The sequence below is a fragment of the Paenibacillus sp. GYB003 genome (assembly GCF_036577625.1).
Taxonomy (GTDB): Bacteria; Bacillota; Bacilli; order Paenibacillales; family NBRC-103111; genus Paenibacillus_AB.
Genome location: NZ_JARBDC010000033.1, coordinates 110,888 through 134,208, shown reverse-complemented (window position 1 = coordinate 134,208; position 23,321 = coordinate 110,888). Strand labels below are relative to the sequence as shown.

Below are 23,321 nucleotides of genomic sequence, written 5' to 3'. Positions count from 1 at the left end.
GGCTGTTTGATTGATACGTGGCTTCGTGCGCAACGCGGCTCAATCTTCGATCGTCGACAAGTCGCCGGTCGGCAATCCGAGCTCCCACGCCTTCAGCACGCGGCGCATAATTTTGCCGCTGCGCGTCTTCGGCAATTTGTCTTTGAATTCGATTTCGCGCGGCGCCGCATGGGCGGCCAGCCCTTCCTTGACGAATTTGGCGATGTCGGCCTTCAGCTCGTCGCTCGGCTCGTAGCCCGCTCTCAAGGCGATAAACGCTTTGATGATCTCCCCGCGCAGCGGGTCCGGCTTGCCGATGACGCCCGCCTCCGCGACGGCCGGATGCTCGACGAGCTTGCTCTCGACCTCGAACGGTCCGACGCGCTCGCCCGACGTGTTGATGACGTCGTCGACGCGGCCCTGGAACCAGAAGTAGCCGTCCTCGTCCATATAGGCGGAGTCGCCGGAAACGTACCAGCCTTTCAGACGGAAATATTCCTCGTACTTGGCCGGGTTGTTCCAAATTTTGCGCATCATCGAAGGCCACGGCGTCTTGATCGCCAGATTGCCCATCCGGTTCGGCGGCAGGACGTTGCCGTTATCGTCGACGATGGCGGCGTCGGTGCCCGGAATCGGCTTGCCCATCGAGCCCGGACGAATGTCCATGCTCGGGTAGTTGCAGATGAGCTGGCCGCCCGTCTCGGTCATCCACCACGTATCGTGGATGCGCTGGTTGTACACTTTCAGCCCCCAGCGCACGACTTCCGGGTTAAGCGGTTCGCCGACGCTGAGCACGTGGCGCAGGCTGGACAGGTCGAACTGCTTCACGGTGTCGTCGCCCGCGCTCATCAGCATCCGGAACGACGTCGGGGCGCTGTACCAGACCGTCACCTTGTTTTTCTCGATCGTGCCGTACCAATCCTGCGGCTTGAACCGTCCGCCGCGCACGACGTTCGTCGCTCCGTTCAGCCACGGGGCGAACACGCCGTAGCTCGTGCCGGTTACCCAGCCCGGGTCGGCGGTACACCAGTACACGTCGTCCGGCTTCAGGTCGAGCACGATTTTGCCCGTATAATAATGCTGGATCATGGCGTTATGCACATGGAAGACGCCTTTCGGCTTGCCGGTCGATCCGGACGTATAATGCAAAATAAGGCCGTCTTCGCGGTCGACCCATTCGATCGCCAGCTCCTCGGACGCGGCCGCCATTTCGCGGTGGAAGTCGACCCGGCCGGGACCGGCCTCGAACTCGTCGCCGACGAGAATGACATGCTTCAGCTGCGGCAGGTCGGCTACCGGCACGCGCGGCAGCAGCGCCGGCGTCGTAACGATCGCGACCGCACCGCTGTCTTCCAGACGGTCGCGCACCGCCTGCTCCATGAACGCCTCGAACAGCGGCCCGACGATCGCGCCGATCTTGATCGTGCCGAGCAGCGCGTAATACAGCTCCGGCGAACGCGGCATAAAGATGAAGACGCGGTCTCCCTTCGCCACGCCGAGCTTGCGGAGCACGTTGCCGAACCGGTTCGACCTCGCCTTCATTTCCTCGAACGTGACCGTCTCTTCCCGCGCGGCGTCGCTGTAGCGGAGCGCGATTTTATCCCGCAGGCCGGCTTCGACGTGGCGGTCGATCGCCTCGTGCGCCATGTTCACTTTGCCCGTCGTATGCCAGGAGAACTGCTTTTCCACCTCGCTCCAATCGAACGTGCGGCGGGCTTCCTCGTAGCTTCCCAAGTTCGCGTCCGTTGCCGTCGCTTTGACGACTTCGACTTCGTTTTGACCGTTGCTCATTTCGTTTCCCTCCCATAAACTCATCTCGGACTGAATAGCGATGAAGTTTTCCTAGGTTTCGCACCGCGATTGAAAGCGGGACCGGGGGATGACAGTTTTGTGTCTTCCCCATTATACCATATCGGTAATGCGCTTTCATCGCTTTTCATCGGCGGTTCGATTTGGTATAAGTAGCATAGGGGCTTTCGAGGGCAAGACTGCATCCGGAAAGGAGAAGCCTGTTCATGGAGCACCGTAAACTGTACCGCTGCCGCGAAATCGAATTCGACGGACGCACGCTTCTGGTCGAAGGACCGGTCGAGCCCGACCGGCTGCGGAAGCTGACCATGCATCCCGATCTCGACGCGTTCCGGCGCCCGAACGACCAGCACGTAGCGCTCGTCGAAATCGCCGGGCTGCCGGAAGGCCGCATCATATTGACCCGGGACGGCTCCACCATCGTCGGCTACGTGACGTTCCATTACCCGGACGAAATGGAGCGCTGGTCGGAAGGAAACATGAAAGATTTGCTGGAGCTCGGCGCCATCGAAGTCGCCGACGATTACCGGTCGATCGGGCTCGGCAAACAAATGATCCGGCTCGCCTTCGAGGACGGACAGCTTGAAAATATTATCGTATTTACGACGGAATATTATTGGCATTGGGACTTGAAAGGCAATTTGTCGAACGTATGGGATTACCGCAAAATGATGGAGAAGCTGATGAAATCGGTCGACATGGTCTGGTTCGCCACGGACGATCCGGAAATATGCTCGCATCCGGCCAACTGTCTTATGGTGCGCATCGGCAAGGAAGTTCCGCTCTCCTCGGTGGAGCAATTCGATACGATCCGCTTTCACCAACGGTTTATGTTTTAAACTAAACGGAGGAAATGCCTTATGAGCCAAAATGCGGTATACGTCTTCCACGACGACGAACTGCGCTATCGGTTTAACGATACGCATCCGTTCGATCCGGAGCGGCTGCTCATGACCCGCGATTTGCTGGAGAAGGCGGGGGCGCTGCAGCCTTCCCAAATGCGCGAGCCGCGCGCGGCGACGGAGGAAGAGCTGCTGCTCGCGCATACGCCGGAATATATCGCCGAGGTCAAGGCGCTCAGCGAGCCGGCGCCGAGCGAGCAAGCGATCGCGGACAGCGACCGCTTCGGTCTCAATACGGAGGATACGCCCTTCTTTCCCGGCATGCACGACGTGACGCGCCGCATCGTCGGCGGATCGATCGAGGCCGCCGACATCGTCATGTCCGGCCGGGCCGATCACGCCCTGCATCTGGGCGGCGGACTGCACCATGCGCTGCCGAACAAAGGCGCCGGATTTTGCGTCTATAACGACGCGTCCGTAGCAATCGCTTACATCCGGAAACGGTACGGCGTCAAAGTGCTTTATGTCGACACCGACGTGCATCACGGCGACGGCGTGCAGTGGTCGTTTTACCACGATCCGCACGTGTGCACGCTGTCGTTCCACGAAACGGGCAAATATTTGTTTCCGGGCACGGGCGCGCCGAACGAGCGCGGCGAAGGCGAAGGATACGGCATGTGCGTCAACGTCCCGGTGGAGCCGTACACGGAGGACGATTCGTGGCTCGAAGGCTTCGACGAAGCGCTGGAGCGGGTCGTCCGTTTTTTCAAGCCGGACGTGATCGTCAGCCAGCACGGCTGCGACGCGCATGCGCTCGATCCGCTCGCTCACGTTCATTGCAGCACGCGCATTTATATGGAAATGCCGAAAACGATCCATTCGCTCGCCCACCAATACTGCCAAGGCCGCTGGGTCGCTCTCGGCGGCGGCGGATACGATATTTGGCGCGTCGTGCCGCGCGCGTGGTCGTTCCTCTGGCTCACGATGACCGAGCATCCGCTGCTCGAACGGCTGCGGCAGGAGCCGGATTTGCCGCTTCCCGCCGCCTGGCTGGCCGAATGGGCGGGCAAAAGCCCCCTGGAGCTTCCGCCGACGTGGCTCGACGCGGTGCACGAATGGACGCCGATGCCGAGGAGGGACGAAATTACGGAGAAAAACCGGCGGACGCGGGAAATTTCGCTGATGTATGTGCCGAAATAGTCCGGGCGATTCGCCTCCGTACGAGCGCCCGGCTGTCGATGGACGCGATTAGCGGTCTTTCGGGGCTTCTAATGGATCGCGCTTCATCCGCCGATCACGGGCGAAATGAAACAAGCGGCTCAAACGTCCGCTATTTCCGCTGATCGCTCCGTACGGCGCCAAACAAGACGCTCGAGCGACCGATATTTTCATGCAGAACCGCTCGCATTTCGCGATTGCTTGCCGCCCTGTTCGACATGCAAAAAACGCGCGGCTCCGACATCGGACTGCGCGTTTTCGTTTCGTTCGGTTGCGATCACATGGCGCGGACCATATGCTCGACGATGCGGAACGACCGGTCGGCCGCTTTCACCGTAAACTCGGCGAAATTGACGTGAGCCGAACCGTCCGCCTTGTCGGACATCGAGCGGATGACGACGAACGGCTTGCCGTTCATCGCGCATACTTGCGCCACGGCCGCTCCCTCCATCTCCGTGCAGGCGCCGCCCAGCTGCTCGTGCAGCTGCTTGACCGTTTCGCGGTCGGCGATGAACTGGTCGCCGGACAAAACGCGCCCCTGAACCGTGCGGCCCTCCTCCAGCTTGACGCTCGCCTCCGCGGCCAGCTTGATCAACGCCGGATCGGCCGGAAATACGGACGTTTCCGCGAACGGAATCGTTCCGCGCGGGAAGCCGAGCGGCGTCACGTCCATGTCGTGCTGCTGGCAATCGGTCGAAATGACGATATCCCCGATGTCGAGCCGGGGGTCCAACGCCCCTGCCACGCCGGTGAAAATGACGGCGTCGACGGCAAACCGGTCGATCAACAGCTGCGTGCAAACGGCCGCGTTCACCTTGCCGACGCCGGATTTGCACAGCACGACCGGCTTGCCGCAAAACGCGCCTTCCTGGAAGCGGATGCCGGCGATTTCCGTCACCTTCTCGCCTTCCAGCCGCTCTTCGATTCGTTCGATTTCTTCGACCATTGCGCCGATCAGTCCGATTTTATTCCACACCCAAACCATTCCCCCAAAAGTGAAGATAGCCTTCGCAGCTTATTCCGATTCCTTTCGGGGGAGCCCCGAAAAAATCCCCCGAAAGTGAAGTCTTCCGGCGTCATCCGGCCGAAACCGTCATGCCGCTTGCGGACAAAAAAAGAGGCTCATTATGCATGAGCCACGGACTTGCGTTGAATGATTTCATGCGGAAGCAGCACCTTCGCCATGTCCACATTTTCCTTGTTCATCAGCTTCGTCAGCAGCCGCATCGATACGGCGCCGATATCGTACATCGGCTGCGCGACGGTCGTCAGCTGCGGGCGAACCATCGAAGCCATGCGGATATTGTCGACGCTGATGACGGATACGTCCTCCGGCACTTTCAGACCCTGATCCTGGATCGCGTGGATCGCTCCGATCGCCATTTCGTCCGTTGCCGCAAAAATCGCCGTCGGACGGCTCGACAGGTCGAGGAAATATTTCATCATCTCGTAGCCGGATTCGTACCGGTAATTGCCGACGCGGACCAGCTCCTCGGTCACCGTCATGCCGGCTTCCTCCAACGCTTTCTTGTAGCCTTGGTAGCGCGCGAATCCGTTCGCCGGATCCTGCAGCGTGCCGCTGATCATGCCGATGCGCGTATGGCCTTGTCCGATCAACAGCTTCACCGCGTCGTAAGCGGCCGCTTCGTGGTCGATATCGACCGACGGAATCAAATCTTTGTCGTCCGTCGTACCGCACAGCACGATCGGCACGCTGGACGTTTTGAACGCCTGAATATGGTCCTCGGTAACGGTGCCTCCCATGAACAGGAGCCCGTCCACCTGCTTTTCGAGCAGCGTGTTGATGACGCGAATTTCTTTCTCCTTCTTCTTGTCGGCGTTGCACAAAATGATGTTGTAATGGTACATGTTCGCTATATCTTCAATGCCGCGGGTGACTTCGGAAAAAATCGAGTTGGAAATGTCCGGGATGACGACGCCTACGGTAGTCGTCTTTTTGCTGGCCAATCCGCGGGCGACGGCGTTCGGCCGATAGCCGAGCCGATCGATCGCCTCGAACACTTTCTTTCTCGTTTGCGGCTTCACGTTCGGGTTATTGTTGACGACGCGGGATACGGTCGCCATCGATACGCCGGCTTCGCGGGCTACATCATAAATCGTAACGGTCACTATCATCTACTCCAATATTCAGTGTATAGGCAAGGAAACGTTTTCTCGTCATTTCATCCATCATACGACAAAATCGCCGTTTTCGCAATGAAAACAAGGTTACATTTCGGTTACAGCGTCATCCGTCCAGCCGTTCCCGCAGCGCCGATTCGGTTATGCGCCAGTGGGAATCGTGCCATTCGGCCTTTCGTCCCCGGACGAACAGCACTTGAGGGGAGGCGTGCTGCACGTTCAGCGTTTCGGCGATCAGGTTGGACACCGGACGATCCTCGATGACGCGCACGAACGCGTATTCGATATCCGGGTTCGGCTCGCTGCGCAAATACGACCGCCACTGCTCGTACGCTTCCGCGCTGATCGGGCATGTCGTGCTGTGCTTGAAGACGAGGACGGGCGTTTCCGTGCTCGATTCGAGCAAATTGAGCCATTGCTTGCCGGTTGTCAGTTCGATAATGTCCATAGGGATGCTCCTCGTCAGACGATGGAAAGCGGATACGTTACGAATATATTACCAAAAACAAGGCAAAAAAGCCAACTTGCGTCGGCTTTGCGTTTGCGGCGGGCTGCCCCCTGCGTTCAAGAAAGTCGATATGTAGCCGTCATTTGCGTCGTAATTTGCTTCAATCGGGAACGCACGTCTTCCTGCCAATCCGCGTCGTCCAGCGACTGGGCGAGCAGAAGCAGATCGAGCAATTCGTTGATTCGCTCCTCGATGACCGCTTCGACGGAGCAATGCTTGTTTTCCTGGCTCGTCACCTTGCAGAGCAGGAGAGCCAGCTCGGAAATGTCGTTGAATCGGATACTGCCTTTCTCCGGCTCCGCTCCCAAGGTGCGAATATATCCGGTAAGCTCCGATTTGACGGGCGGAAACACTTCCGAGCGTCCGCAATCGTCGCACGAATAGATGGGAACGTTCTCGATCTCCACTTTGTTTTGAAAAATGACGGTACGCAATCGAATGTTCATCGACGCGCCGCAGCTGCACGATTTTTGCACCGCAACTAGCACTCCTTCCCGGCCGGGTCCTGCTGTCCGCTACCGATAATCCGTTACACCAATATTCGATCTTGCCTTTGCAAACTCCTTCATCGGCGACCCTAGTATTTTTTGCTAGAATCGCGCGGCGGCGATAACGGCGGAACGATCAGCCCGGGAAGCTTCGTTTGACGAGGCGCTCCACGGCCGGAACGGAAAGCGCGAGCATCGCGAGAGCGGCGCCGATCGCATCGTTGCGAAGGTCCGCCGCATCGGGCGAGCGGCCGGGCACGAAGCTTTGGTGAAACTCGTCCGTCACGCCGTACAGCAGACAGAGCAGCACGACAAGCGCTTTGCCGCCCCAGGTGGCGGAACGCGGCAGAAGCGCCCAATAAAACGCGACGGCGAGCACGAAGTAAAGGATGAAATGGCCGAAATCGAAGCTTTGCAAAGCCGGAATCCATTTCTGCAAAAAGGGCAGCAGCGAATCGAGATCACTGCCTGTCTGATGCGACATATAAAAAATAACGGCCATCCACAATACGGCCGGCAAAAAGCGAAAAAGGCGGCTCATCCCGTGTCTCCCCCGTCCGGTTTCGTCCGTTCAAGCGGCGTCTCGACAGCTCGGCTCTATTCATTATGACGCATCGGACCGAAAATGCAATGGTTATATGGTACAATGTTGTCATGGAGGGATGAATCATGAGACTTACCGGCAAACGAGTCATTTGCCTGATCGACGAAGAGTTCGAAGATTTGGAGCTTTGGTATCCCGTTTACCGGGCCCGCGAGGAAGGAGCGGACGTCCGGTTTGCGGGGGCGGACAAAGGCAAAACGTATTACGGCAAATACGGGGTGCCCGCCGTCTCCGACATGTCGTTCGACGAGATGAAAGCCGGCGAGTGCGACGGGTTGCTCGTGCCGGGCGGGTGGGCGCCGGACAAGCTTCGCCGCTATCCGAAAGTGTTGGAGCTCGTGCGCGAGCTGGATGCCGCGGGAAAGCCGATCGGGCAAATATGCCATGCCGGCTGGGTGCTCGTCTCCGCGAAAATATTGCGCGGACGGACGGTCACGTCGACGCCCGGCATCCGCGACGACATGGAAAACGCCGGCGCGACATGGCTCGACGAGCCCGTCGTCGTCGACCGAAACTTGATTTCGGCGCGCCGGCCGCCCGATCTGCCGCCTTACGCCAAGGCGTTTTGCGACGTGCTGGCGGGCACGTAATCGTCTTAACGTAGTTAACAGCCGTCCGGAAAACCGTCCGGACGGTTGCTTGGCGTGCAAACCGATTCGCTTGATCGTGGGGAGGAATCGGGGATTAGGCCAGCCGCCGGTGAAGTCGCGTTGTCTCGTTCGATTTTGGGGTCGCAACCCAAACCTCAAAAGCGCCCCGTAATCGTTCCGCCTCAATCCCCTTCCCTCTTCACCTCCTGCAGGCTGCGTTTCGCCTCCCATTCGCTTCTTCCGGTTTTCGGTCATACGGCTAACGAATCGAACGATCGTTATCGGGGCTCAATACCGCGGTTTGAATTTGTAACGAACTCTACTAACGCTATTACCCGCGAATCGGATCGTTTTCTTCCTTTCCGGCCCGATAACGATACTAGGATTCCTTAACCTTGAAAAACGTTCGTTTTTCCGCCGATAAGCCCCGTACGGTTCGTTAGCCATCGATCCGGATCCGACCGGTTGCCGCGGATACTAGGTACGATGCGCTTCTGCAGAGAAATGAAAGAAAGAACAAAGTGCCCTGCATTGGACCAGGGGGCACGCTTTACGGGTACGGGCACCGACTCCGACACGGATAACCGCACTTCGCTCAAGTGCTCTAGCCGGAACTGACGAACGTTTCGGTACAAACCGATTTGCACGCCGAAACGGCGGCGGAGCGGGCAACGAGCTGGAAATGCTCCCGCTAATTTTGATAGATTTCCCGTTTCCGGGCAAAGAAACCGGAAAACGTCCCGCTAAATTCGTCCATACCGTGCTTTTCGCCGATACGGCGCCATTTTAACCGGAGTTTTTCCCGGTCGCTCGATACGGCGGCACTTGGAGAGCGAGATAACCGGAGGTTTTCCTGTAACGTTCGGTTCCCGCGGCCCGGCAGCATAAGGATGCGCCGGACGCGGAAACGAAAGACGCCACCCGCATCATGCTTCAGCGTTCTTACCGTTTACAAAAACGGTACGGGGGGCGCGATCGGCCGGTATCGCTCCGCTTTAGGCCCACCGCAGCCTCATGTCGGTTTGAACGATTTGCCCGACGATAATGTCTTCGATTTCCGGCACGAACGGTCCGCGCAAATTGAAAAAGAAATTGCATTCCGCTTCGTAACCGCCTTCGCCGATCATGCGGCGCGTCGGCACGTAGCAATACACGCCGTTCGTGTAGCCGAGCGTCAGCGTCGTGTGCGGGGCGAACAGCCTTTTGATCAGAAGCGAATACTGCGTGGAAACTTCGCCCTCCATCGCCACGAGGCGCGTCCGGTCGTCCAAATGCCAGACGCAAATGCAGTGCGGCAGCCGGTCCTTGACCGTGCCGTCGCGAATCGCCCGCATCGTCCGGACGGCCGCGCTGCGGTAAAACGAATTCGCCGCCGGATCGGTCGCGATCCGCTCGTAATGCTCCGCCTCCGTCCGTTCCGTATAAAGCAGCGGATCGGCGATGGCGGTCCGAAACGAGCAATCGACCCGCTTCAGCTCCCCCCGCTCCAATACCGCGATCACGTCGGCGGCCAAATCGTCGCCCGCCTGCTCCATCTCGGCGATCGACAAGCTTCTGAACCGGTTTCCGTCCGCGCTGCGCATCGGTTTCAGCTCGCCCGCGCAGCCCTGCAAAAACAGCGCGGTCGCTCCCGGGTATGCGTCCTCCAGCACGCGGGACGTCCGTCCGGCGAAATCGTTGGACAGCAGCATATTGTCCGGCCCCATCGACGTCGTATGACAGCCGTAGCTGTACAAAATGCCTTTCACCGTCCCGGAGCCGTCGGCAAGCTTCAAAACGAGCAGCTCCTTGTCGATGTCGCCCTCGTAATACGGGCTCCAGACGACGCCGCCGGCTCCGTCCGGCTTGCGCCGGCTGACCGCGAAGTCGGAAGCGGCGCGGCCGACCGACAGCTCGCCTTCGATCAAATGATCGCGGCAGTGCGCGACCAGACGCAAAATCGTCTCCGTCACCGCAGCGTACAGCGCTTCGTCCGCGCCGTAATCCAGCTCGTCCTCGTTATCCGTCCACCTCTCCTGCGCGATGCTGTAGCCGCCCCGCCGCAGCTTCGGATCGGGCCCCGTCAAAAATACGGAATGATGCGTATGCGAAAAATTGATCAGCACCTCGTCGCGCTCCAGGCCGAATGCGTTTCGAAGCGCTTCCTTCACGCCCTCTACGAAGCCGCGATCCGCTCCGAGAGCGTCGATCGTCAGCAGCAGCACCGTTTTGTTCGCCTCCAGCATCGCCGCTTTGACGTAAAGCTCGTCGTGCACGCCCACGCTTTTGTGCTGCCGGGCGCCGAAGCCGTGCATAAATACCGGCGCGGCCGGCGTAAACGGCTCGCTTGCGCAGCAAAATTTCATCGCCTACCGCCTCCTTTTTCGCGGATGAACGTATAAACCGCCGTTTCGAGTGTCCGACGACGTTTCGGCCGGACGGACTCTTGCCCCCATCATAGCACGAAACGTCCCACTCGTTAAGCACTTGTATAAAACTTGTATTCAAGCGATCAAAAAAAAGCGGACCGTCATCCGTCCAGCTCATTCCGCTTCCGGACAATCGATCCGTTCGTTCCTTCCGTTCGCCGAACCGCCTTTAAGACGACTCCGCGCCGTAAGCTTCCCCGTCGTCGGCATGCTCCGCTCCGGGCGGCTCCTCCGGCCGCCTCGCATGCAGCAGCTCCTTCATCTCCGCACTCGTTCGGCAAGCGAGCAGCTGTCCCAGCATCGCCTTCGCGTCCGACTCCGCACTTTCGATCAGCCTCTTCTTCATGCCGAGCAGCGACTGGACCGACATGCTAAGCTCATGAACGCCGAGCCCGAGCCAGATCGGCAGCGCATCCGGGTCTCCCGCCAGCTCGCCGCAAACGCTGACCGAAATGCGGTGCCGGTTCGCCGCCTCGACGGTCAGCTGCAGCATCCGCAGCACGGCGGGATGATACGGCTCATACAGGTGCGAAATCCGTTCGTTCATCCGGTCGACGGCGAGCACGTACTGGACCAGGTCGTTCGTGCCGATGCTGAAAAACTGCACCTCCTGCGCCAGCATATCCGCGATCGCCACGGCCGCGGGCACCTCGATCATAATGCCGACCGGAATGCCGTCGTTGAATGGCGCTCCGGCTTCGCGCAGCTCCCGTTTGGCCAGCTCGAGCACTTCTTTCGCCTTGCGGATTTCCTCGACGGACGAAATCATCGGCAGCAATATTTTGATATTGCCGTAGGCGCTCGCGCGCAAAATCGCCTTCAGCTGCGTCTTGAACATGTCGCGCCGGTCGATCGAGATGCGGATGCCGCGATAGCCGAGCACCGGATTTTCTTCTTCGGGCAGCGTAATGTAATCAAGCTGCTTGTCGCCCCCGATATCGAGCGTCCGAATGATCATCGGCTTGCCCTGAAGCAGCTGCGCCGCTTCGCGGTATACCGCGAATTGCTCGTCTTCCTTCGGCCACGTATGGCCGTCCATGTAAAGCATTTCCGTACGGAACAAGCCGACGCCTTTCGCCCCCTGCTTCAACGCTTGCTCGAGCTCGTGGATCGACGTGATGTTGGCGGACAGGCCGACCTCCCGGCCGTCCTTCGTAACCGCGGGCACGCCCGCCAGCGACTTGAGCCGTTCGCGATGCTGCTGGAGCCGGCGGCGCCGTTCGCGATACATCCGGTTCACCGACTCGTCGGGGTTGACGTAGACGTCTCCCGTCTCGCCGTCGACGATCAGCATGTCGCCGGTTTGGATGCCGCCTTCGACGCCGAATACGAACGGGATGCCCATCGCGCGCGCCATAATGGCCGTATGGGACGTTTTCCCGCCGGATGCGGTCACGATGCCGAGCAGCTTCGAGGCGTCGAGATGGGCGAGCTGGGAGGGCGTCAGCTCTTTCGCGACGATGACGTACGGCTCGTCCTCGGGCGGCTTCGTTTCCTCGTGTCCGCCGAGCAGATGCTTCAGCAGCCTCGTGCCGACGTCTTTGATGTCCAGCGCCCGCTCCTTCATATATTCGTCGTCGAGCAGGTCGAACATGTTCACGAATTTGTCGACGACTTCCTTGACGGCGACCTCGGCCGCCTTGTATTGGCGCTGGATGATGCCCGCCACTTCGTTCATGAACACCGGATCTTCCAGTATGGCCAAGTGCGCGTCGAAAATGTTCGACTCCTCGACGCCGAGCACTTCGGCGATTTCCTGCTTGATTTGCTGCAGCTCGTTTTTGGAAATGCGGACGCCCTCGTGCAGCTTCTCGAATTCGAACGCCATGTCGCTGACGTCGATTTGATAGTCGTTCAAATCCCATTCCGGGTCGGGAAGCACGAACGCCTTGCCGATGGCGATGCCGACCGCTCCTCCGCCTCCCTTAACCATGCGATGCGTCACCTCCCGAATGCCCTGGCTGCCCGTTGTCGCCGATGTCTTTCATAATGACCGACATGACGGACGCCTGCCCTTTTTTCACGTGCTTGAACGGGGCGAACGCCCACTGCTTGACGACGTTCGAATTCGTAATGACCATCGGGGTGGCGAGCGATTTGGCGTGCTTTTTGATTTTTTGCAGATCGAACCGGATAAGCAGTTGACCGATCGTCACTTCGTCGCCTTCCTTCACTGCGGCATGGAACCATTTGCCCGGCAAATGGGACGTATCGATGCCGATATGGAGCAGTACTTCCAGTCCTTCCTCCGTGCGGAGTCCGATCGCGTGCATCGTCGGATAAATATGCACGACGGTGCCGGCGACGGGCGACAGCAGCTCTCCGCGCTCCGGATAAAAGGCGACGCCGTCCCCGACGAGTTTCTGCGCGAATATCGCGTCCGGCACTTCCTCGAGCGGGATCATGTTGCCTTGCACCGGCGAATGAAAATGCACCTGCTTGATTTCCTTCTGCATGACGCGGACGATTTCTTCGCGGATCAGTTCGGAAAACGTCCCGAACACGACCTGCACGTTGCCGCCTCCGAGCCGGATGACGCCGGCCGCTCCCAGATGCTTCAGCGCGTTAATGTCCATCAGCTTGTCGTTCGCCAGCGTCAGCCGAAGCCGGGTGATGCACGCCTCGATCTGCCCGACGTTGTTTTTGCCGCCGAGCGCCTGCAAAATAAGCGGGGCTCGGTAGCGCACGTCTCCGGCCCATTCCTCGAGCGACGAGCCTTCCTCGCGTCCCGGCGTCGGCAGCTGGAACCGGCGTATCGCCCAGCGGAACAAGATGTAATACGTCGCGGCGAACAGGAGTCCGATCGGCACGAGCAGCAGCCCGTTCGTCGCCAAATGCTCGTTGATCACGTAATCGATCGCCCCCGCCGAGAACGAGAATCCGTGGCGGATATCGAGCGCGTAAGCCAGCCACATCGCCACGCCCGACAGCAAGGCGTGCACGACGAACAAATACGGAGCGACGAACAAGAAGGCGAATTCGATCGGCTCGGTAACGCCGGTCAAAAACGACGTGAGCGCCGCGGTCAAAAACGTCGCCCGCACTTTCGGCTTCAAATCCTCGCGCGCCTCGTGGATAATGGCGAAGGCGACGGCGGGAAGCGCGAACATCATGATCGGATACAAGCCTGCCATAAAAATGCCCGCATCGGGGTCGCCGGCGAAATAACGGGGCAAATCGCCGTATACGACGCGGCCGTCGTCGCGCATATAAGGGCCGATCTGAAACCAGACGACGTTGTTCAATATGTGATGAAGCCCGAACGGGACGAGGAGCCGGTAGGCGACGCCGTATACGAACGTTCCGACTTCGCCGTTCGCCAGTATCCATTCTCCGAACCGGTCCATGACCGATTTCACGGCGGGGCCGATTTGAATGACGACCGCCGAAAATAAGATCGAGGCGAAGCTCATGAACAGCGGCACGAAACGCGGACCGCCGAAAAATTGTATGTATTCGGGCAGCCGGATCGACTTGAACCGGTGATACGAAAACGCGGCCAGCAGGCCGATCAGGACGCCTCCGGCGACGCCGAGCTCGAAAAAGGTGCCCATGTACGTTTTCGTAAGCGTAAAAAATATGAAGTATCCGAGCAGCGCGGCCATGCCTGCGATTCCCGCATTTTGCGTCAAGCCCAGCGCGACGCCGATCGAAAACAGAAAGGGCAAGTACGTGAAAATCGCCGTGCCCGTATCGTTCAAAATTTCGCCGAAACGGCCCATGCCGATATAGTCCCACGGCAAATTGCCGAGAAACAGCAAAATGGCCGCCGCCGGCAGAGCGATCATCGGAATCATGAGCGATCGCCCGAATTGCTGCAAATTACCGGTCCAGTTCAACAATTCCCCCCCTTTCCCATTCATCGTATAGCTTCCGTCCTTTTTTGTCAAAAGGGGGCAACCGGCGAAAATCGATGGTCGGCGAAAAAGCGCCCTGTCCGCTGCGGGACAGGGCGCTCGTCGTCATTGAACGGCAAACGTCGGGAACTGCGATTTGTAACCCGTAAACTGCTGATTCGCCTGATCGATTTCCTGCACGTCCGCCGCCTTCATCTTGTACCAGCCTTTTTGAAACATCAGATCGAACAGTTGGAACTGCGTTTGGTGCGAATCTTGCAATATCGTAGCGATTTTTTGGCGCAGCCGCGGATTTTGCATTTCGTTCAGCCCGGTGTTGTAGCCTGCCGTCAAATATTTTTCGTAGGACATAATGTCGTTGATCCGGTCGCGATCGTTGAACTCCGGACCTTTGACTTGGGGCAGCTGCCCCGATTGAGGCATCGCAATTTGCATCGCCATTCGCGGTCCCGTCCTTTCCCTATGCGCTTAAGCGTGCAGCTCGGCCAAAATCGATTCGTAGCGGGCGACGTGCATTTGCCCCGTTTGCTCGATCAGCTGTCGAATCGCCGGGTCTGTGCAAGCGTCCGCCGCGTCTTTGCATTTTTTCACCGCAAGCAGTTCCCAAGACAAAAAGTCTTTTAAATAGTGCAGCTCCTTGTCCGACACCGTATTGCGATTGGACGTCATATTTTGGTTTTGCTGCTGCTGCTGCATCTGCATAAACATCGTCCTCCCAGCTGTATGCCGCTTCCTTGTGCCCAGGAACGGTTGCGGCGGAAGTCACGTGACGGGGATCGGGCCTCGCTTTGTTAAAACTGGAATTGGTTTTGCGTCCCAAACTGAGCCCCGGTACCGAACGAAGCGCCGGTCGCGCCGCGGAACGAGGACGGGTTTTGCGAATCCGAGCGCAAGCTGTTGTCATGACCCGGTTGGTTGCCGCGATAATTCGCCGTATGGAAGCTGCTCGGATTTTGATACGAGCTCATTCCCATTTGGCCTTGGCCGCCGCCGAACGAAGCGCCGCCAGCTGCACCGCCGAACGATGCGCCAGCAGTCGCGCCGCGGAACGAAGACGGGTTTTGCGAATCCGAGCGCAAGCTGTTGTCATGCCCCGGTTGGTTGCCGCGATAGTTCGCCGTATGGAAGCTGCTCGGATTTTGATACGAGCTCATTCCCATTTGGCTTTGGCTGCCGCCGAACGATACGCCGGAAGCCGCACCGCCGAACGATGCGCCTGCAGTCGCGCCGCGGAACGAAGACGGGTTTTGCGAATCCGAGCGCAAGCTGTTGTCATGCCCCGGTTGGTTGCCGCGATAGTTCGCCGTATGGAAGCTGCTCGGATTTTGATACGAGCTCATCCCCGTTTGGCTTTGGCCTGCGCCGGACGTCGCGCCGCGGAACGAGGACGGGTTTTGCGAATCCGAGCGCAAGTAGTTGTCATGCCCCGGCTGCGAACCGCGGTAGTTGGCCGTATGGAAGCTGCTCGGGCTTTGATACGAGCTCGTTCCGGCTTGGCTGCCGAACGATTGCGTTTGACCGAACGCTTGCTGTTTTTGGCCGTATTGGGATTTGACCAAGCCGACCGGTTGATACGCTTGCTGCCCACCGCGGTTTTGGAACGGTTGTTGGTTGTACACGGGTGTAGTTCCTCCAATACAAATAGAAAAGTCTTCAGTAACGGGTCCGGATCGAAGCGGCGTTCCCATTGCCGAAGCCTTTCTTATTGTCTGCGATCGATATCTTTTTTATCGCTGGAAGACGTTACTTGTGCGGCTGAAGAATGGAATCTTCGACTTTGATGCAGCGGTCCATGACGGCTTCGATGCCTTCCGCCCGCACGAGCGCCGCCGCCTCCTCGTTGTAAATGCCCTGCTGCAGCCAAAACGCTTTCGGCTTATGCTTCATCCGCGTCGCGGCTTCGGCGACCGAAACCGTTTCTTCGCTGCGGCGAAAGACGTTGACGATATCGACCGGCTCGTCGATCTGCTCGAGCGACGGGTAGCTTTTCTCCCCGAGCACCGACTGCACGGTCGGATTGACCGGAATGATCCGGTAACCTTTTTGCTGCATCGCCTGCGAAACCATGTACGACGTCCGATCCGGTTTATCCGACAACCCGACTACCGCGATCGTTTTCGTTTCCCGAAGCAATTCCTTGATTCGGTCTCTGGACGGATTTTCGAATGCCATCGTTAAACGCCTCCGTTTCGTATCTCTCGCATCCGCGACTCAATTGTACGACAGCGCCTGCTTGCCCATCGCGTCCCATGCCGCCAAAAACTGCTCCTTGGCGATCGGATGCGCCTTCTTCCCGCTTAGCGGATCGTTTACGTACACGAACTGCTCGTCGTACCCGACCATCAGCACGGCATGCTCCATGAACGTCGTTTCGATCGGTCCGATCGGCGTATCCCACGTCACCCATTTTTTCGGCACCGCATAATCGATCGTCGTCCAAACGATAACCGGAAATCCTCCGGCGATTTGCCGCTCGATCGCGTCGAAGTCCGATCCGGTCAAATCGACCGCCGTCGGGACGTTCGCCTTGAGCGTCGGAAACAGTCCCGCATGGTAAATGCCGAAGCCGCGCGATTTGCCGGTCACGTCGCCGACATAGCCGGTGTTCGGATTGCCCCAATAGACGATTTGCCCGTTTTTCCACGTAATCGGCGTCGGGTCTTTCACCATTTCGTCGACGAGCTCCATTTTGCTTTTGTTCACGCCGTAATAGTGGAGCAGCATCGTCAAGCTGACGATTTCGCAACCGGGCGGAAGCTCGGGCAGCTGCTTGACGACGGGGGCGTCAAGCTTCGCCGACGCGGGCTTGGGCGGCGGCTCCGGCTTCGCATCCACCGCCGCGCCGCCGCTGCCGTGCGACCCTTCGGCCAACACGACCGAAGCCGGCTCCGCGAGAAAATCTTTGCCCGTCATTTTCGCATACAGCAGAACGCTGAATACGCCGCTGGAAAACAGCAATCCCAAAATGAGGAACAAAGTCAACAGAAGTTTGGCCACGTTCAGCAAAAATACCATACGACTACCATCTCATTCGCTTCGTTGTAGCTTTCGTAGGCTGCGATCAATCCACGAGCTCGACCTGCGCGCCGATCGATTTCAAATGGTCGAAATAATGCGGATACGATTTCGCCACATGATGCGCGTCGCGAATCGTCAAGCCGCGTTTCGAGCGAAGGCCGACGACCGTCAGCGCCATAATGACGCGATGGTCGAAATGGGCGTCGATTTCGACGCCGCCTTCGACGCCTTCCGGCTTGCCGTGCACGATAATTTCGCTTTGCCGTTCTTCGACGTCGGCGCCGGCTTTGCGCAGCTCGTTCAAATAGTCGGTAATGCGGTCGCACTCTTTATAGCGCAAATTTTCGACGTTGTAAAAGCGGGAGGTGCCTTCCGCGAAGACGGCGGCGGCGACCATCGCGAGAACGGCGTCGGTAAAATGATCGCCGTCGAACTCGACCGCCTTCAGCTTGCCGTTGCCCTTCACGTGAACGATTCCGCCTTCGTGCGTCAACGGCACGTTCATCGCGCGCAGCACATCGATGACGGCGCGCTCGCCCTGCTTGCTCGCCTCTTCGAGTCGGAGCACGCGCACGTCCGAGCGGGTTACGGCCGCCGCGGCAAGAATGGCCGCCGACCCCGGGTAATCGCCCTGCACGACGTATTCCTTCGCCTCATAGCGTTGCCGTCCGGGCACGCGATAATGCATCAGGTCTTCGCTCGCATCGATACGGATGCCCGCTTGCCCGATCACCTCCAGCGTCTGGCCGACGACGACCTTCGACTTCAGGTCGTGCAGCACCTCGATTTCGCTGTCCTCGTCGAGCAGAGGGGTCATGAACAACAACGAGCTTAAAAATTGCGAGCTGACGTTGCCCGATACTTGAATGCGGCCGCCTTTCGGATTTCCGCCACGAATCGTGATCGGCAGCTTGCCGCCGCGGTGATCGACCGCCACGTTCATCTGTCCGAGGGCGGCGATCAGATCGTCGTGCGGCCGTTTGCCGAGCGAATCCGGGTATTTGTTCACGAACGTCACGTTCGGGCAAAACGCGGCGACCGACATTAAAAAACGGAGCACCGCTCCCGCATTGCCGACGTCGAGCTCGCTTACATGCTTCGGATGGCGCCCGAAGCCGCGGATCGTCATCGTATCGCCAACTTCCGTCAGCTCCGCGCCCAGATCGCGAATGCATCTCCGCATGGCGTCGCTGTCCTCGCTGTGAGCCGGGAAACGGATCGTGCTCGTACCGTCGGCGAGCGCGCCGACGAGCATATAACGGGTCGTATAATTTTTGGAGGAAAGAGCGTTAATGTCGCCTTCCAAAACCGGCGTTTGCTTGACTATCGCTTTCATCGAATCGTATTCTCTCCTCTGCTGTATACGCTGCGAACATCTTCATCGCCATGTTCGGTATGCCGGCATGCGCCATCGGTCGGATCGGGCCGCGCCGCAAAGTCATATCAGCCGGCCGGCGCAGTAACCCGCGTAGCATAAAGCGATGCCCAGCGAATAAGTGATTCCGATATAAACAACCATCGCGCTCCGCGACCGTTTCGCGAGCGTTACGCCTTCCAGCTTGAACGTGGAGAAAGTCGTAAACGCGCCCAAAAAACCGGTTCCGCCGAAAGCCAAAGCCGCGGCTCCCAAGTCGAGGCCGACGAGCAGCCCGAGCAAAAAAGAGCCGATCATATTTACTGTCAGTGTACCATACGGGACAGCCGTTTGGAATCGCTCGGCGATCTTTTTCGACAACCGGTAACGGGCGATCGCCCCGAAAAAGCCGCCGACCACGATAAACGCCAGCTGCATGCCGCTCACGCCTCTCGACCTCCTCCGCCCGCCGTTTCCGCCGCCTTTCCGCCAAGCCGGGCGAGCAGCAGTCCGCCCCACAAGCTGAGCGCCAAATAAGCGAAAGCCTTCGCCGCTTCGCCGTTTTGCAGCATGAACGTCATTTCTTTGCTCAAGGCGGAAAACGTTGTGAACGAACCGATGAAGCCGCTTGTAACCGCCGTTTTGCCCGTTTCGGACAAGCCGAGCCTGCTCGCGCCGCCGGCGGTCGCGAAGCCGAGCGCAAAGCTGCCCGACCAATTGCAAAGCAGCGTCGCCGCCGGAAACAGAGCCTCGCCGACGATCGGTTCGAGAGCGGCGCCGACCGCAAACCGGCTGATCGCCCCGAGCGCGCCGGCTATGCCGACGCAAACCGTAACGGAAACGGCTCGCATTCGTTCTCTCTCCTTCTTCGTTGACTTCCTCGCATCGATTTCATATGATTATTCGTGACCTGCAAGCCGGTCAAACCGGAATGCTCAAGGAGGTTGAGACGATGGGTGAAACCGCCACGATCGAGCCGTCCGAAGTGAAGCGGCGCATCGAAAACGGCGAAAGACTGAACGTCGTCGACGTTCGCGAAGACGAGGAAGTCGCGGCCGGCATCATTCCGGGAGCGAAGCATATCCCGCTCGGGCAGTTGCCGGACCGATACGGCGAAATCGAGCGAACGGACGAAATCGTCCTCGTCTGCCGCAGCGGCGCCCGGAGCGGCCGCGCGTGCGACTATTTGCAATCGCTCGGATTCGCCGGCGTGAAAAACATGACGGGCGGCATGCTCGCCTGGGAGAAGCTGTAAGGCATTCGCCTTGCGGCTTTTTTTTCGCGCTCAACCCCCGGCCCGCAGCCGCTCCTCGATCAAGCCGACGATTTGCTCGACCGTTTTGTCCGTCGTATCGATGCGGACGTGGGCGAAATCGTAAGCGTGCTTGCGCTGTTCCATCAGCTCCGGCACCGACTTCTCCGCATTGCCGCGCAAAAGCGGACGGTTCGGATCGTTATGCACGCGGCTAATAATCGTCTCCGCCGTCGCCGTCAACGCCACGACGAGCCCGTTGGCCAGCATGATATCGCGGTTTCCTTCCGCCAGCACCGCTCCTCCGCCGGTCGCGACCACTTGCCGGCTGCGCCCGACAAGCTCCCGCCGGAGCGCTTCCGTCTCCGCTGCGCGGAAATACGCCTCGCCCCGTTCCGCAAACAGCTCCGGAATCGATTTCCCTTCCGCCCGCTCGATCGAAGCGTCCAGATCGATCCGGCTCCATCCGAGCCGCTGCGCCAGTTCGGCCGCCACGGTCGATTTGCCGGTTCCCATAAACCCGACCAACACGATATTGCGCATCGCTTCCGCGCTCCTTTACCCGATTCGTACGGTACGCCCCGCTGCGTTTCCAAAAGATTTGTGAATAATTTCCACACTCTATAGTAATGATTAATAATGCCCCTATTTCGTCCCGCGAAGGAGATGAGCAATGCCCGATGCAACAAGCCGCATACCCGAAGCCGCCGGAGCGCCGGCTCGAGACGATTTTACATCCGAACCATCCGCTGTGCAAAGACGACGTTGTCTGGGTACTGGAATACGTCAAAAAAAAGGTGGCTGAGCAAGATCCGAGACTGCTGGATCTGCCGCAACCACGCCTCCTCAAAAACTTTCAGCATTTCGCCGAAGCGGCGACGATGCTGATCCATCGCAGACCGAGCGGGAACGAGGCGGACCGGCTTCGCACCTCGCTGCTCGAAGCGGCCTACGGCCTGCTGCCCGAATCGGCTCCGCCCGGACGATAGCGATTAGTCCATCCAGTGGAAATGGAACGTGCCCTCTTTATCCACCCTTTGGAACGTATGCGCGCCGAAATAGTCCCGCTGCGCCTGCAGCAGGTTCGCCGGCAGCCGCTCCGACCGGTAGCTGTCGTAATACGCCAGCGCGGAGGAGAAGCACGGAACCGGAATGCCCCGGGCGACGGCTACGGAGACGACCTGTCTCCACGCGTCCTGGTACGACTCGACGACTTCCTTGAAGTACGGATCGAGCAGCAAATTTTTCAGTCCCGGTTCGCGGTCGTAGGCGTCCTTGATATTTTGCAGGAACCGGGCGCGAATGATGCAGCCGCCGCGGAAAATCATCGCGATGTTCCCATAGTTCAAATCCCATTTGTATTCGTCGGAAGCGGCGCGCATTTGCGCGAAGCCTTGTGCGTAGGAGCAAATTTTGCTGGCGTACAGCGCCTTGCGAACCGCTTCGACGAACGCCGCCTTATCGGGAGCGGCCGGAACCGATTCGGGCCCTCTCAGCAGCTTGCTCGCCTGCACCCGCTCGTCCTTGATCGCCGACAGCATGCGCGCGAACACCGACTCGGTAATGATCGACAGCGGCACGCCGAGATCGAGCGCGCTTTGGCTTGTCCATTTGCCGGTCCCTTTTTGGCCCGCCTTGTCGAGGATGACGTCGACCATCGGCTTGCCGGTATCCGGGTCCTTCTTCGTGAAAATGTCGGCCGTAATTTCGATCAGGTAGCTGTCCAGCTCGCCTTTGTTCCATTCCGAGAAAATGTCGTGCAGCTCTTCCGTGCCGAGACCGAGAACGTCGCGGAGCAGCTGGTACGCCTCGCAAATGAGCTGCATGTCGCCGTATTCGATGCCGTTGTGAACCATTTTTACATAATGGCCGGCGCCGTCCGGTCCGATGTACGTGCAGCAAGGGTCGCCGTTCACTTTGGCCGAGATGGCCGTCAAAATCGGCTCGACCAGCTTGTACGCGTCCTGCTGGCCGCCCGGCATGATCGAAGGCCCTTTCAGCGCGCCTTCTTCGCCGCCCGATACGCCGGTGCCGATGAAACGGATGCCGCGCGCCTCGAGCTCCTTGTTCCGGCGCTGCGTATCCGGGAAATAGGCATTGCCGCCGTCGATCAAAATGTCGCCCTCGTCGAGCAGCGGCAGCAGCTGATTGATCGTGTCGTCGGTCGGCTTGCCGGCCATGACCATGAGCAATATTTTGCGCGGCTTCTCCAGCGATTGAACGAACTCTTCCGGCGAATACGTCGGCACGAGGTTTTTCCCTTTCGCCTCGTTCGCCATCAGATCGTCCGTCTTCTCCCGGGAACGGTTATATACCGATACGGTAAAGCCGCGGCTTTCGATGTTGAGCGCCAAGTTTTTGCCCATGACGGCAAGTCCGACGACGCCGATTTGCTGTTTCGACATAAAGTTCCAACCACCCTTATCCGTAATATGTAATGCCTGTTCGATGAAACGTCTTCTCTATTCTATCCCATTTGCGTCAAATTGTCATAGCCCCAAATCCGCCGTCGACCCGAAGCAGCGATCCCGTGACGAATCCGGACGCTTTCTCGGAGGCGAGATATACCGCGGCGCCCTGCAGCTCGTGCGCTTCGCCGAACCGGTTCATCGGCGTATGGCCCATAATCGATGCGATCCGCTCGGGGGACAAAATTTTGCGGTTTTGTTCGGCCGGGAAAAAACCCGGAATGATGGCGTTGACGCGGACGCGGCTCGGCGCGAATTCGCGCGCCAAATTTTTCGTCAAATTGTTGACGGCCGCCTTCGACGCGGAATACGTGAACACTTTCGACAGCGGCGGCTCGGACGAAACGGACGAAATGTTGATGATGCTGCCGCCTTCCCCTTTGTCGACCATATGCTTGCCGAACACTTGGCACGCCAGCACGACGCCCTTCAGGTTGACGTCCATGATCGAATCCCATTCTTCCATCGTGATGTCGAAAAACGGCGTCGCGCTGTTTTTGCCCGGGCAGTTCATCAGCACGTCCACGCGCCCGGTCCAATCGAGCACTTCGGCCAGCACCCGGCGCAAATCGTCCGCGTTTGTCGCGTCGGCGCTGAAGCTTTTCGCCTTCCCTCCGCCCAAAGCCTGGATCCGCGCCACGACCTGCTCGCATTTCTCCATGTTACGGCCGACGACCGCCACGTCCGCGCCGTGTCCTCCGAGCGCTTCGGCCATCGAGCCGCCGAGCGTGCTGTTGCCGCCGATAATAACTGCCGTTTTGCCGGTCAAGTCGAATAAATTCAT

The 23,321-nt window shown here is 59.0% G+C and carries 25 protein-coding genes; 5 read left to right on the top strand and 20 right to left on the bottom strand.

The features are described 5' to 3' along the window. Positions 1 to 39: 39 nt before the first annotated feature. Positions 40 to 1,770 (bottom strand): acetate--CoA ligase, encoded by a 1,731-nt coding sequence (acsA, locus tag PV407_RS12295; RefSeq protein WP_332090217.1) that lies wholly within the window; start codon positions 1,768 to 1,770, stop codon positions 40 to 42. 224 nt (positions 1,771 to 1,994) lie between these two features. On the opposite strand from acsA, the gene PV407_RS12290 reads away from it, so the two are divergent. Continuing rightward, entirely contained in the window at positions 1,995 to 2,627 is a 633-nt protein-coding gene (locus PV407_RS12290; protein WP_332090216.1) for a GNAT family N-acetyltransferase, read from the top strand. A 21-nt stretch (positions 2,628 to 2,648) separates the two neighbouring features. Beyond that, positions 2,649 to 3,830 carry an acetoin utilization protein AcuC gene (locus tag PV407_RS12285; RefSeq protein WP_332090215.1) on the top strand — a complete coding sequence of 394 codons (1,182 nt, stop codon included), beginning with the start codon at positions 2,649 to 2,651 and terminating at the stop codon, positions 3,828 to 3,830. Between the two features lie 295 nt (positions 3,831 to 4,125). Here the strand turns inward: PV407_RS12285 and PV407_RS12280 are convergent, their stop codons facing one another. The 5 genes from PV407_RS12280 to PV407_RS12260 form a co-directional block, all read right to left on the bottom strand. Further along, complete coding sequence (locus PV407_RS12280) at positions 4,126 to 4,833, bottom strand: 5'-methylthioadenosine/adenosylhomocysteine nucleosidase (protein WP_332090214.1); 708 nt, start codon at positions 4,831 to 4,833, stop codon at positions 4,126 to 4,128. 140 nt (positions 4,834 to 4,973) lie between these two features. Then, positions 4,974 to 5,978, bottom strand: a complete 1,005-nt coding sequence (gene ccpA, locus PV407_RS12275; protein ID WP_332090213.1) for a catabolite control protein A — start codon at positions 5,976 to 5,978, stop codon at positions 4,974 to 4,976. A gap of 118 nt (positions 5,979 to 6,096) precedes the next feature. Next, a complete protein-coding gene (ytxJ, locus tag PV407_RS12270) occupies positions 6,097 to 6,438 on the bottom strand; it encodes a bacillithiol system redox-active protein YtxJ (RefSeq protein WP_332090212.1) in 342 nt (113 codons plus the stop codon). A gap of 116 nt (positions 6,439 to 6,554) precedes the next feature. Beyond that, complete coding sequence (locus PV407_RS12265; protein WP_332090211.1) at positions 6,555 to 6,974, bottom strand: hypothetical protein; 420 nt, start codon at positions 6,972 to 6,974, stop codon at positions 6,555 to 6,557. Positions 6,975 to 7,122: 148 nt separating this feature from the next. Next, on the bottom strand, positions 7,123 to 7,527 hold the full coding sequence (locus PV407_RS12260) for a VanZ family protein (protein ID WP_332090210.1): 405 nt from the start codon (positions 7,525 to 7,527) through the stop codon (positions 7,123 to 7,125). A 128-nt stretch (positions 7,528 to 7,655) separates the two neighbouring features. Between PV407_RS12260 and PV407_RS12255 the strand changes: the two genes are divergently transcribed. Then, positions 7,656 to 8,180, top strand: coding sequence for a type 1 glutamine amidotransferase domain-containing protein (locus tag PV407_RS12255; protein WP_332090209.1), 525 nt, complete (start codon positions 7,656 to 7,658; stop codon positions 8,178 to 8,180). A 995-nt stretch (positions 8,181 to 9,175) separates the two neighbouring features. Here PV407_RS12255 and PV407_RS12250 read toward each other — a convergent pair. From PV407_RS12250 to PV407_RS12200, 11 genes are all read right to left on the bottom strand, one after another. Further along, complete coding sequence (locus tag PV407_RS12250; RefSeq protein ID WP_332090208.1) at positions 9,176 to 10,525, bottom strand: neutral/alkaline non-lysosomal ceramidase N-terminal domain-containing protein; 1,350 nt, start codon at positions 10,523 to 10,525, stop codon at positions 9,176 to 9,178. Between the two features lie 232 nt (positions 10,526 to 10,757). Further along, a complete protein-coding gene (ptsP, locus tag PV407_RS12245) occupies positions 10,758 to 12,521 on the bottom strand; it encodes a phosphoenolpyruvate--protein phosphotransferase (RefSeq protein WP_332090207.1) in 1,764 nt (587 codons plus the stop codon). Then, positions 12,514 to 14,427, bottom strand: a complete 1,914-nt coding sequence (locus PV407_RS12240) for a glucose PTS transporter subunit IIA (protein ID WP_332090206.1) — start codon at positions 14,425 to 14,427, stop codon at positions 12,514 to 12,516. Before PV407_RS12240 ends, ptsP begins: the two co-directional genes overlap by 8 nt. A gap of 123 nt (positions 14,428 to 14,550) precedes the next feature. Next, complete coding sequence (locus PV407_RS12235; protein ID WP_332090205.1) at positions 14,551 to 14,886, bottom strand: spore coat protein; 336 nt, start codon at positions 14,884 to 14,886, stop codon at positions 14,551 to 14,553. A 27-nt stretch (positions 14,887 to 14,913) separates the two neighbouring features. Further along, on the bottom strand, positions 14,914 to 15,147 hold the full coding sequence (locus tag PV407_RS12230; protein ID WP_332090204.1) for a hypothetical protein: 234 nt from the start codon (positions 15,145 to 15,147) through the stop codon (positions 14,914 to 14,916). A gap of 89 nt (positions 15,148 to 15,236) precedes the next feature. After that, positions 15,237 to 16,064, bottom strand: a complete 828-nt coding sequence (locus PV407_RS12225) for a hypothetical protein (protein ID WP_332090203.1) — start codon at positions 16,062 to 16,064, stop codon at positions 15,237 to 15,239. A gap of 124 nt (positions 16,065 to 16,188) precedes the next feature. Continuing rightward, on the bottom strand, positions 16,189 to 16,617 hold the full coding sequence (locus PV407_RS12220) for a CoA-binding protein (protein WP_332090202.1): 429 nt from the start codon (positions 16,615 to 16,617) through the stop codon (positions 16,189 to 16,191). 39 nt (positions 16,618 to 16,656) lie between these two features. Beyond that, positions 16,657 to 17,460, bottom strand: coding sequence for a C39 family peptidase (locus PV407_RS12215; protein ID WP_332090201.1), 804 nt, complete (start codon positions 17,458 to 17,460; stop codon positions 16,657 to 16,659). A 46-nt stretch (positions 17,461 to 17,506) separates the two neighbouring features. After that, positions 17,507 to 18,799, bottom strand: a complete 1,293-nt coding sequence (gene aroA / locus PV407_RS12210; protein WP_332090200.1) for a 3-phosphoshikimate 1-carboxyvinyltransferase — start codon at positions 18,797 to 18,799, stop codon at positions 17,507 to 17,509. 102 nt (positions 18,800 to 18,901) lie between these two features. Next, positions 18,902 to 19,255 (bottom strand): fluoride efflux transporter FluC, encoded by a 354-nt coding sequence (locus tag PV407_RS12205; protein WP_332090227.1) that lies wholly within the window; start codon positions 19,253 to 19,255, stop codon positions 18,902 to 18,904. A gap of 5 nt (positions 19,256 to 19,260) precedes the next feature. Then, positions 19,261 to 19,668, bottom strand: a complete 408-nt coding sequence (locus PV407_RS12200; RefSeq protein WP_332090199.1) for a fluoride efflux transporter FluC — start codon at positions 19,666 to 19,668, stop codon at positions 19,261 to 19,263. 101 nt (positions 19,669 to 19,769) lie between these two features. On the opposite strand from PV407_RS12200, the gene PV407_RS12195 reads away from it, so the two are divergent. After that, positions 19,770 to 20,072 carry a rhodanese-like domain-containing protein gene (locus PV407_RS12195; RefSeq protein ID WP_332090198.1) on the top strand — a complete coding sequence of 101 codons (303 nt, stop codon included), beginning with the start codon at positions 19,770 to 19,772 and terminating at the stop codon, positions 20,070 to 20,072. Between the two features lie 30 nt (positions 20,073 to 20,102). Here PV407_RS12195 and PV407_RS12190 read toward each other — a convergent pair whose 3' ends face one another. Further along, positions 20,103 to 20,612: a shikimate kinase gene (locus PV407_RS12190; RefSeq protein ID WP_332090197.1), complete on the bottom strand. Its 510-nt coding sequence runs from the start codon at positions 20,610 to 20,612 to the stop codon at positions 20,103 to 20,105. A gap of 137 nt (positions 20,613 to 20,749) precedes the next feature. Between PV407_RS12190 and PV407_RS12185 the strand changes: the two genes are divergently transcribed. Continuing rightward, positions 20,750 to 21,058 (top strand): hypothetical protein, encoded by a 309-nt coding sequence (locus tag PV407_RS12185; RefSeq protein WP_332090196.1) that lies wholly within the window; start codon positions 20,750 to 20,752, stop codon positions 21,056 to 21,058. A 3-nt stretch (positions 21,059 to 21,061) separates the two neighbouring features. On the opposite strand, the gene gndA is transcribed toward PV407_RS12185, so the two are convergent. After that, positions 21,062 to 22,474 (bottom strand): NADP-dependent phosphogluconate dehydrogenase, encoded by a 1,413-nt coding sequence (gndA, locus tag PV407_RS12180; protein WP_332090195.1) that lies wholly within the window; start codon positions 22,472 to 22,474, stop codon positions 21,062 to 21,064. A gap of 76 nt (positions 22,475 to 22,550) precedes the next feature. Beyond that, complete coding sequence (locus PV407_RS12175; protein ID WP_332090194.1) at positions 22,551 to 23,321, bottom strand: SDR family oxidoreductase; 771 nt, start codon at positions 23,319 to 23,321, stop codon at positions 22,551 to 22,553.

Bases quoted from the DNA above. Each gene is read 5' to 3' on its own strand.
- ytxJ (WP_332090212.1), bottom strand. From the start codon at position 6,438: ATGGACATTATCGAACTGACAACCGGCAAGCAATGGCTCAATTTGCTC.
- PV407_RS12235 (WP_332090205.1), bottom strand. From the start codon at position 14,886: ATGGCGATGCAAATTGCGATGCCTCAATCGGGGCAGCTGCCCCAAGTC.
- PV407_RS12260 (WP_332090210.1), bottom strand. From the start codon at position 7,527: ATGAGCCGCCTTTTTCGCTTTTTGCCGGCCGTATTGTGGATGGCCGTT.
- PV407_RS12280 (WP_332090214.1), bottom strand. From the start codon at position 4,833: ATGGTTTGGGTGTGGAATAAAATCGGACTGATCGGCGCAATGGTCGAA.
- PV407_RS12205 (WP_332090227.1), bottom strand. From the start codon at position 19,255: ATGCAGCTGGCGTTTATCGTGGTCGGCGGCTTTTTCGGGGCGATCGCC.
- PV407_RS12285 (WP_332090215.1), top strand. From the start codon at position 2,649: ATGAGCCAAAATGCGGTATACGTCTTCCACGACGACGAACTGCGCTAT.
- aroA (WP_332090200.1), bottom strand. From the start codon at position 18,799: ATGAAAGCGATAGTCAAGCAAACGCCGGTTTTGGAAGGCGACATTAAC.
- PV407_RS12215 (WP_332090201.1), bottom strand. From the start codon at position 17,460: ATGGTATTTTTGCTGAACGTGGCCAAACTTCTGTTGACTTTGTTCCTC.
- PV407_RS12220 (WP_332090202.1), bottom strand. From the start codon at position 16,617: ATGGCATTCGAAAATCCGTCCAGAGACCGAATCAAGGAATTGCTTCGG.
- PV407_RS12255 (WP_332090209.1), top strand. From the start codon at position 7,656: ATGAGACTTACCGGCAAACGAGTCATTTGCCTGATCGACGAAGAGTTC.
- PV407_RS12190 (WP_332090197.1), bottom strand. From the start codon at position 20,612: ATGCGCAATATCGTGTTGGTCGGGTTTATGGGAACCGGCAAATCGACC.
- PV407_RS12250 (WP_332090208.1), bottom strand. From the start codon at position 10,525: ATGAAATTTTGCTGCGCAAGCGAGCCGTTTACGCCGGCCGCGCCGGTA.
- gndA (WP_332090195.1), bottom strand. From the start codon at position 22,474: ATGTCGAAACAGCAAATCGGCGTCGTCGGACTTGCCGTCATGGGCAAA.
- PV407_RS12185 (WP_332090196.1), top strand. From the start codon at position 20,750: ATGCAACAAGCCGCATACCCGAAGCCGCCGGAGCGCCGGCTCGAGACG.
- acsA (WP_332090217.1), bottom strand. From the start codon at position 1,770: ATGAGCAACGGTCAAAACGAAGTCGAAGTCGTCAAAGCGACGGCAACG.
- PV407_RS12290 (WP_332090216.1), top strand. From the start codon at position 1,995: ATGGAGCACCGTAAACTGTACCGCTGCCGCGAAATCGAATTCGACGGA.
- PV407_RS12230 (WP_332090204.1), bottom strand. From the start codon at position 15,147: ATGCAGATGCAGCAGCAGCAGCAAAACCAAAATATGACGTCCAATCGC.
- PV407_RS12200 (WP_332090199.1), bottom strand. From the start codon at position 19,668: ATGCGAGCCGTTTCCGTTACGGTTTGCGTCGGCATAGCCGGCGCGCTC.
- PV407_RS12175 (WP_332090194.1), bottom strand. From the start codon at position 23,321: ATGAATTTATTCGACTTGACCGGCAAAACGGCAGTTATTATCGGCGGC.
- PV407_RS12195 (WP_332090198.1), top strand. From the start codon at position 19,770: ATGGGTGAAACCGCCACGATCGAGCCGTCCGAAGTGAAGCGGCGCATC.
- ptsP (WP_332090207.1), bottom strand. From the start codon at position 12,521: ATGGTTAAGGGAGGCGGAGGAGCGGTCGGCATCGCCATCGGCAAGGCG.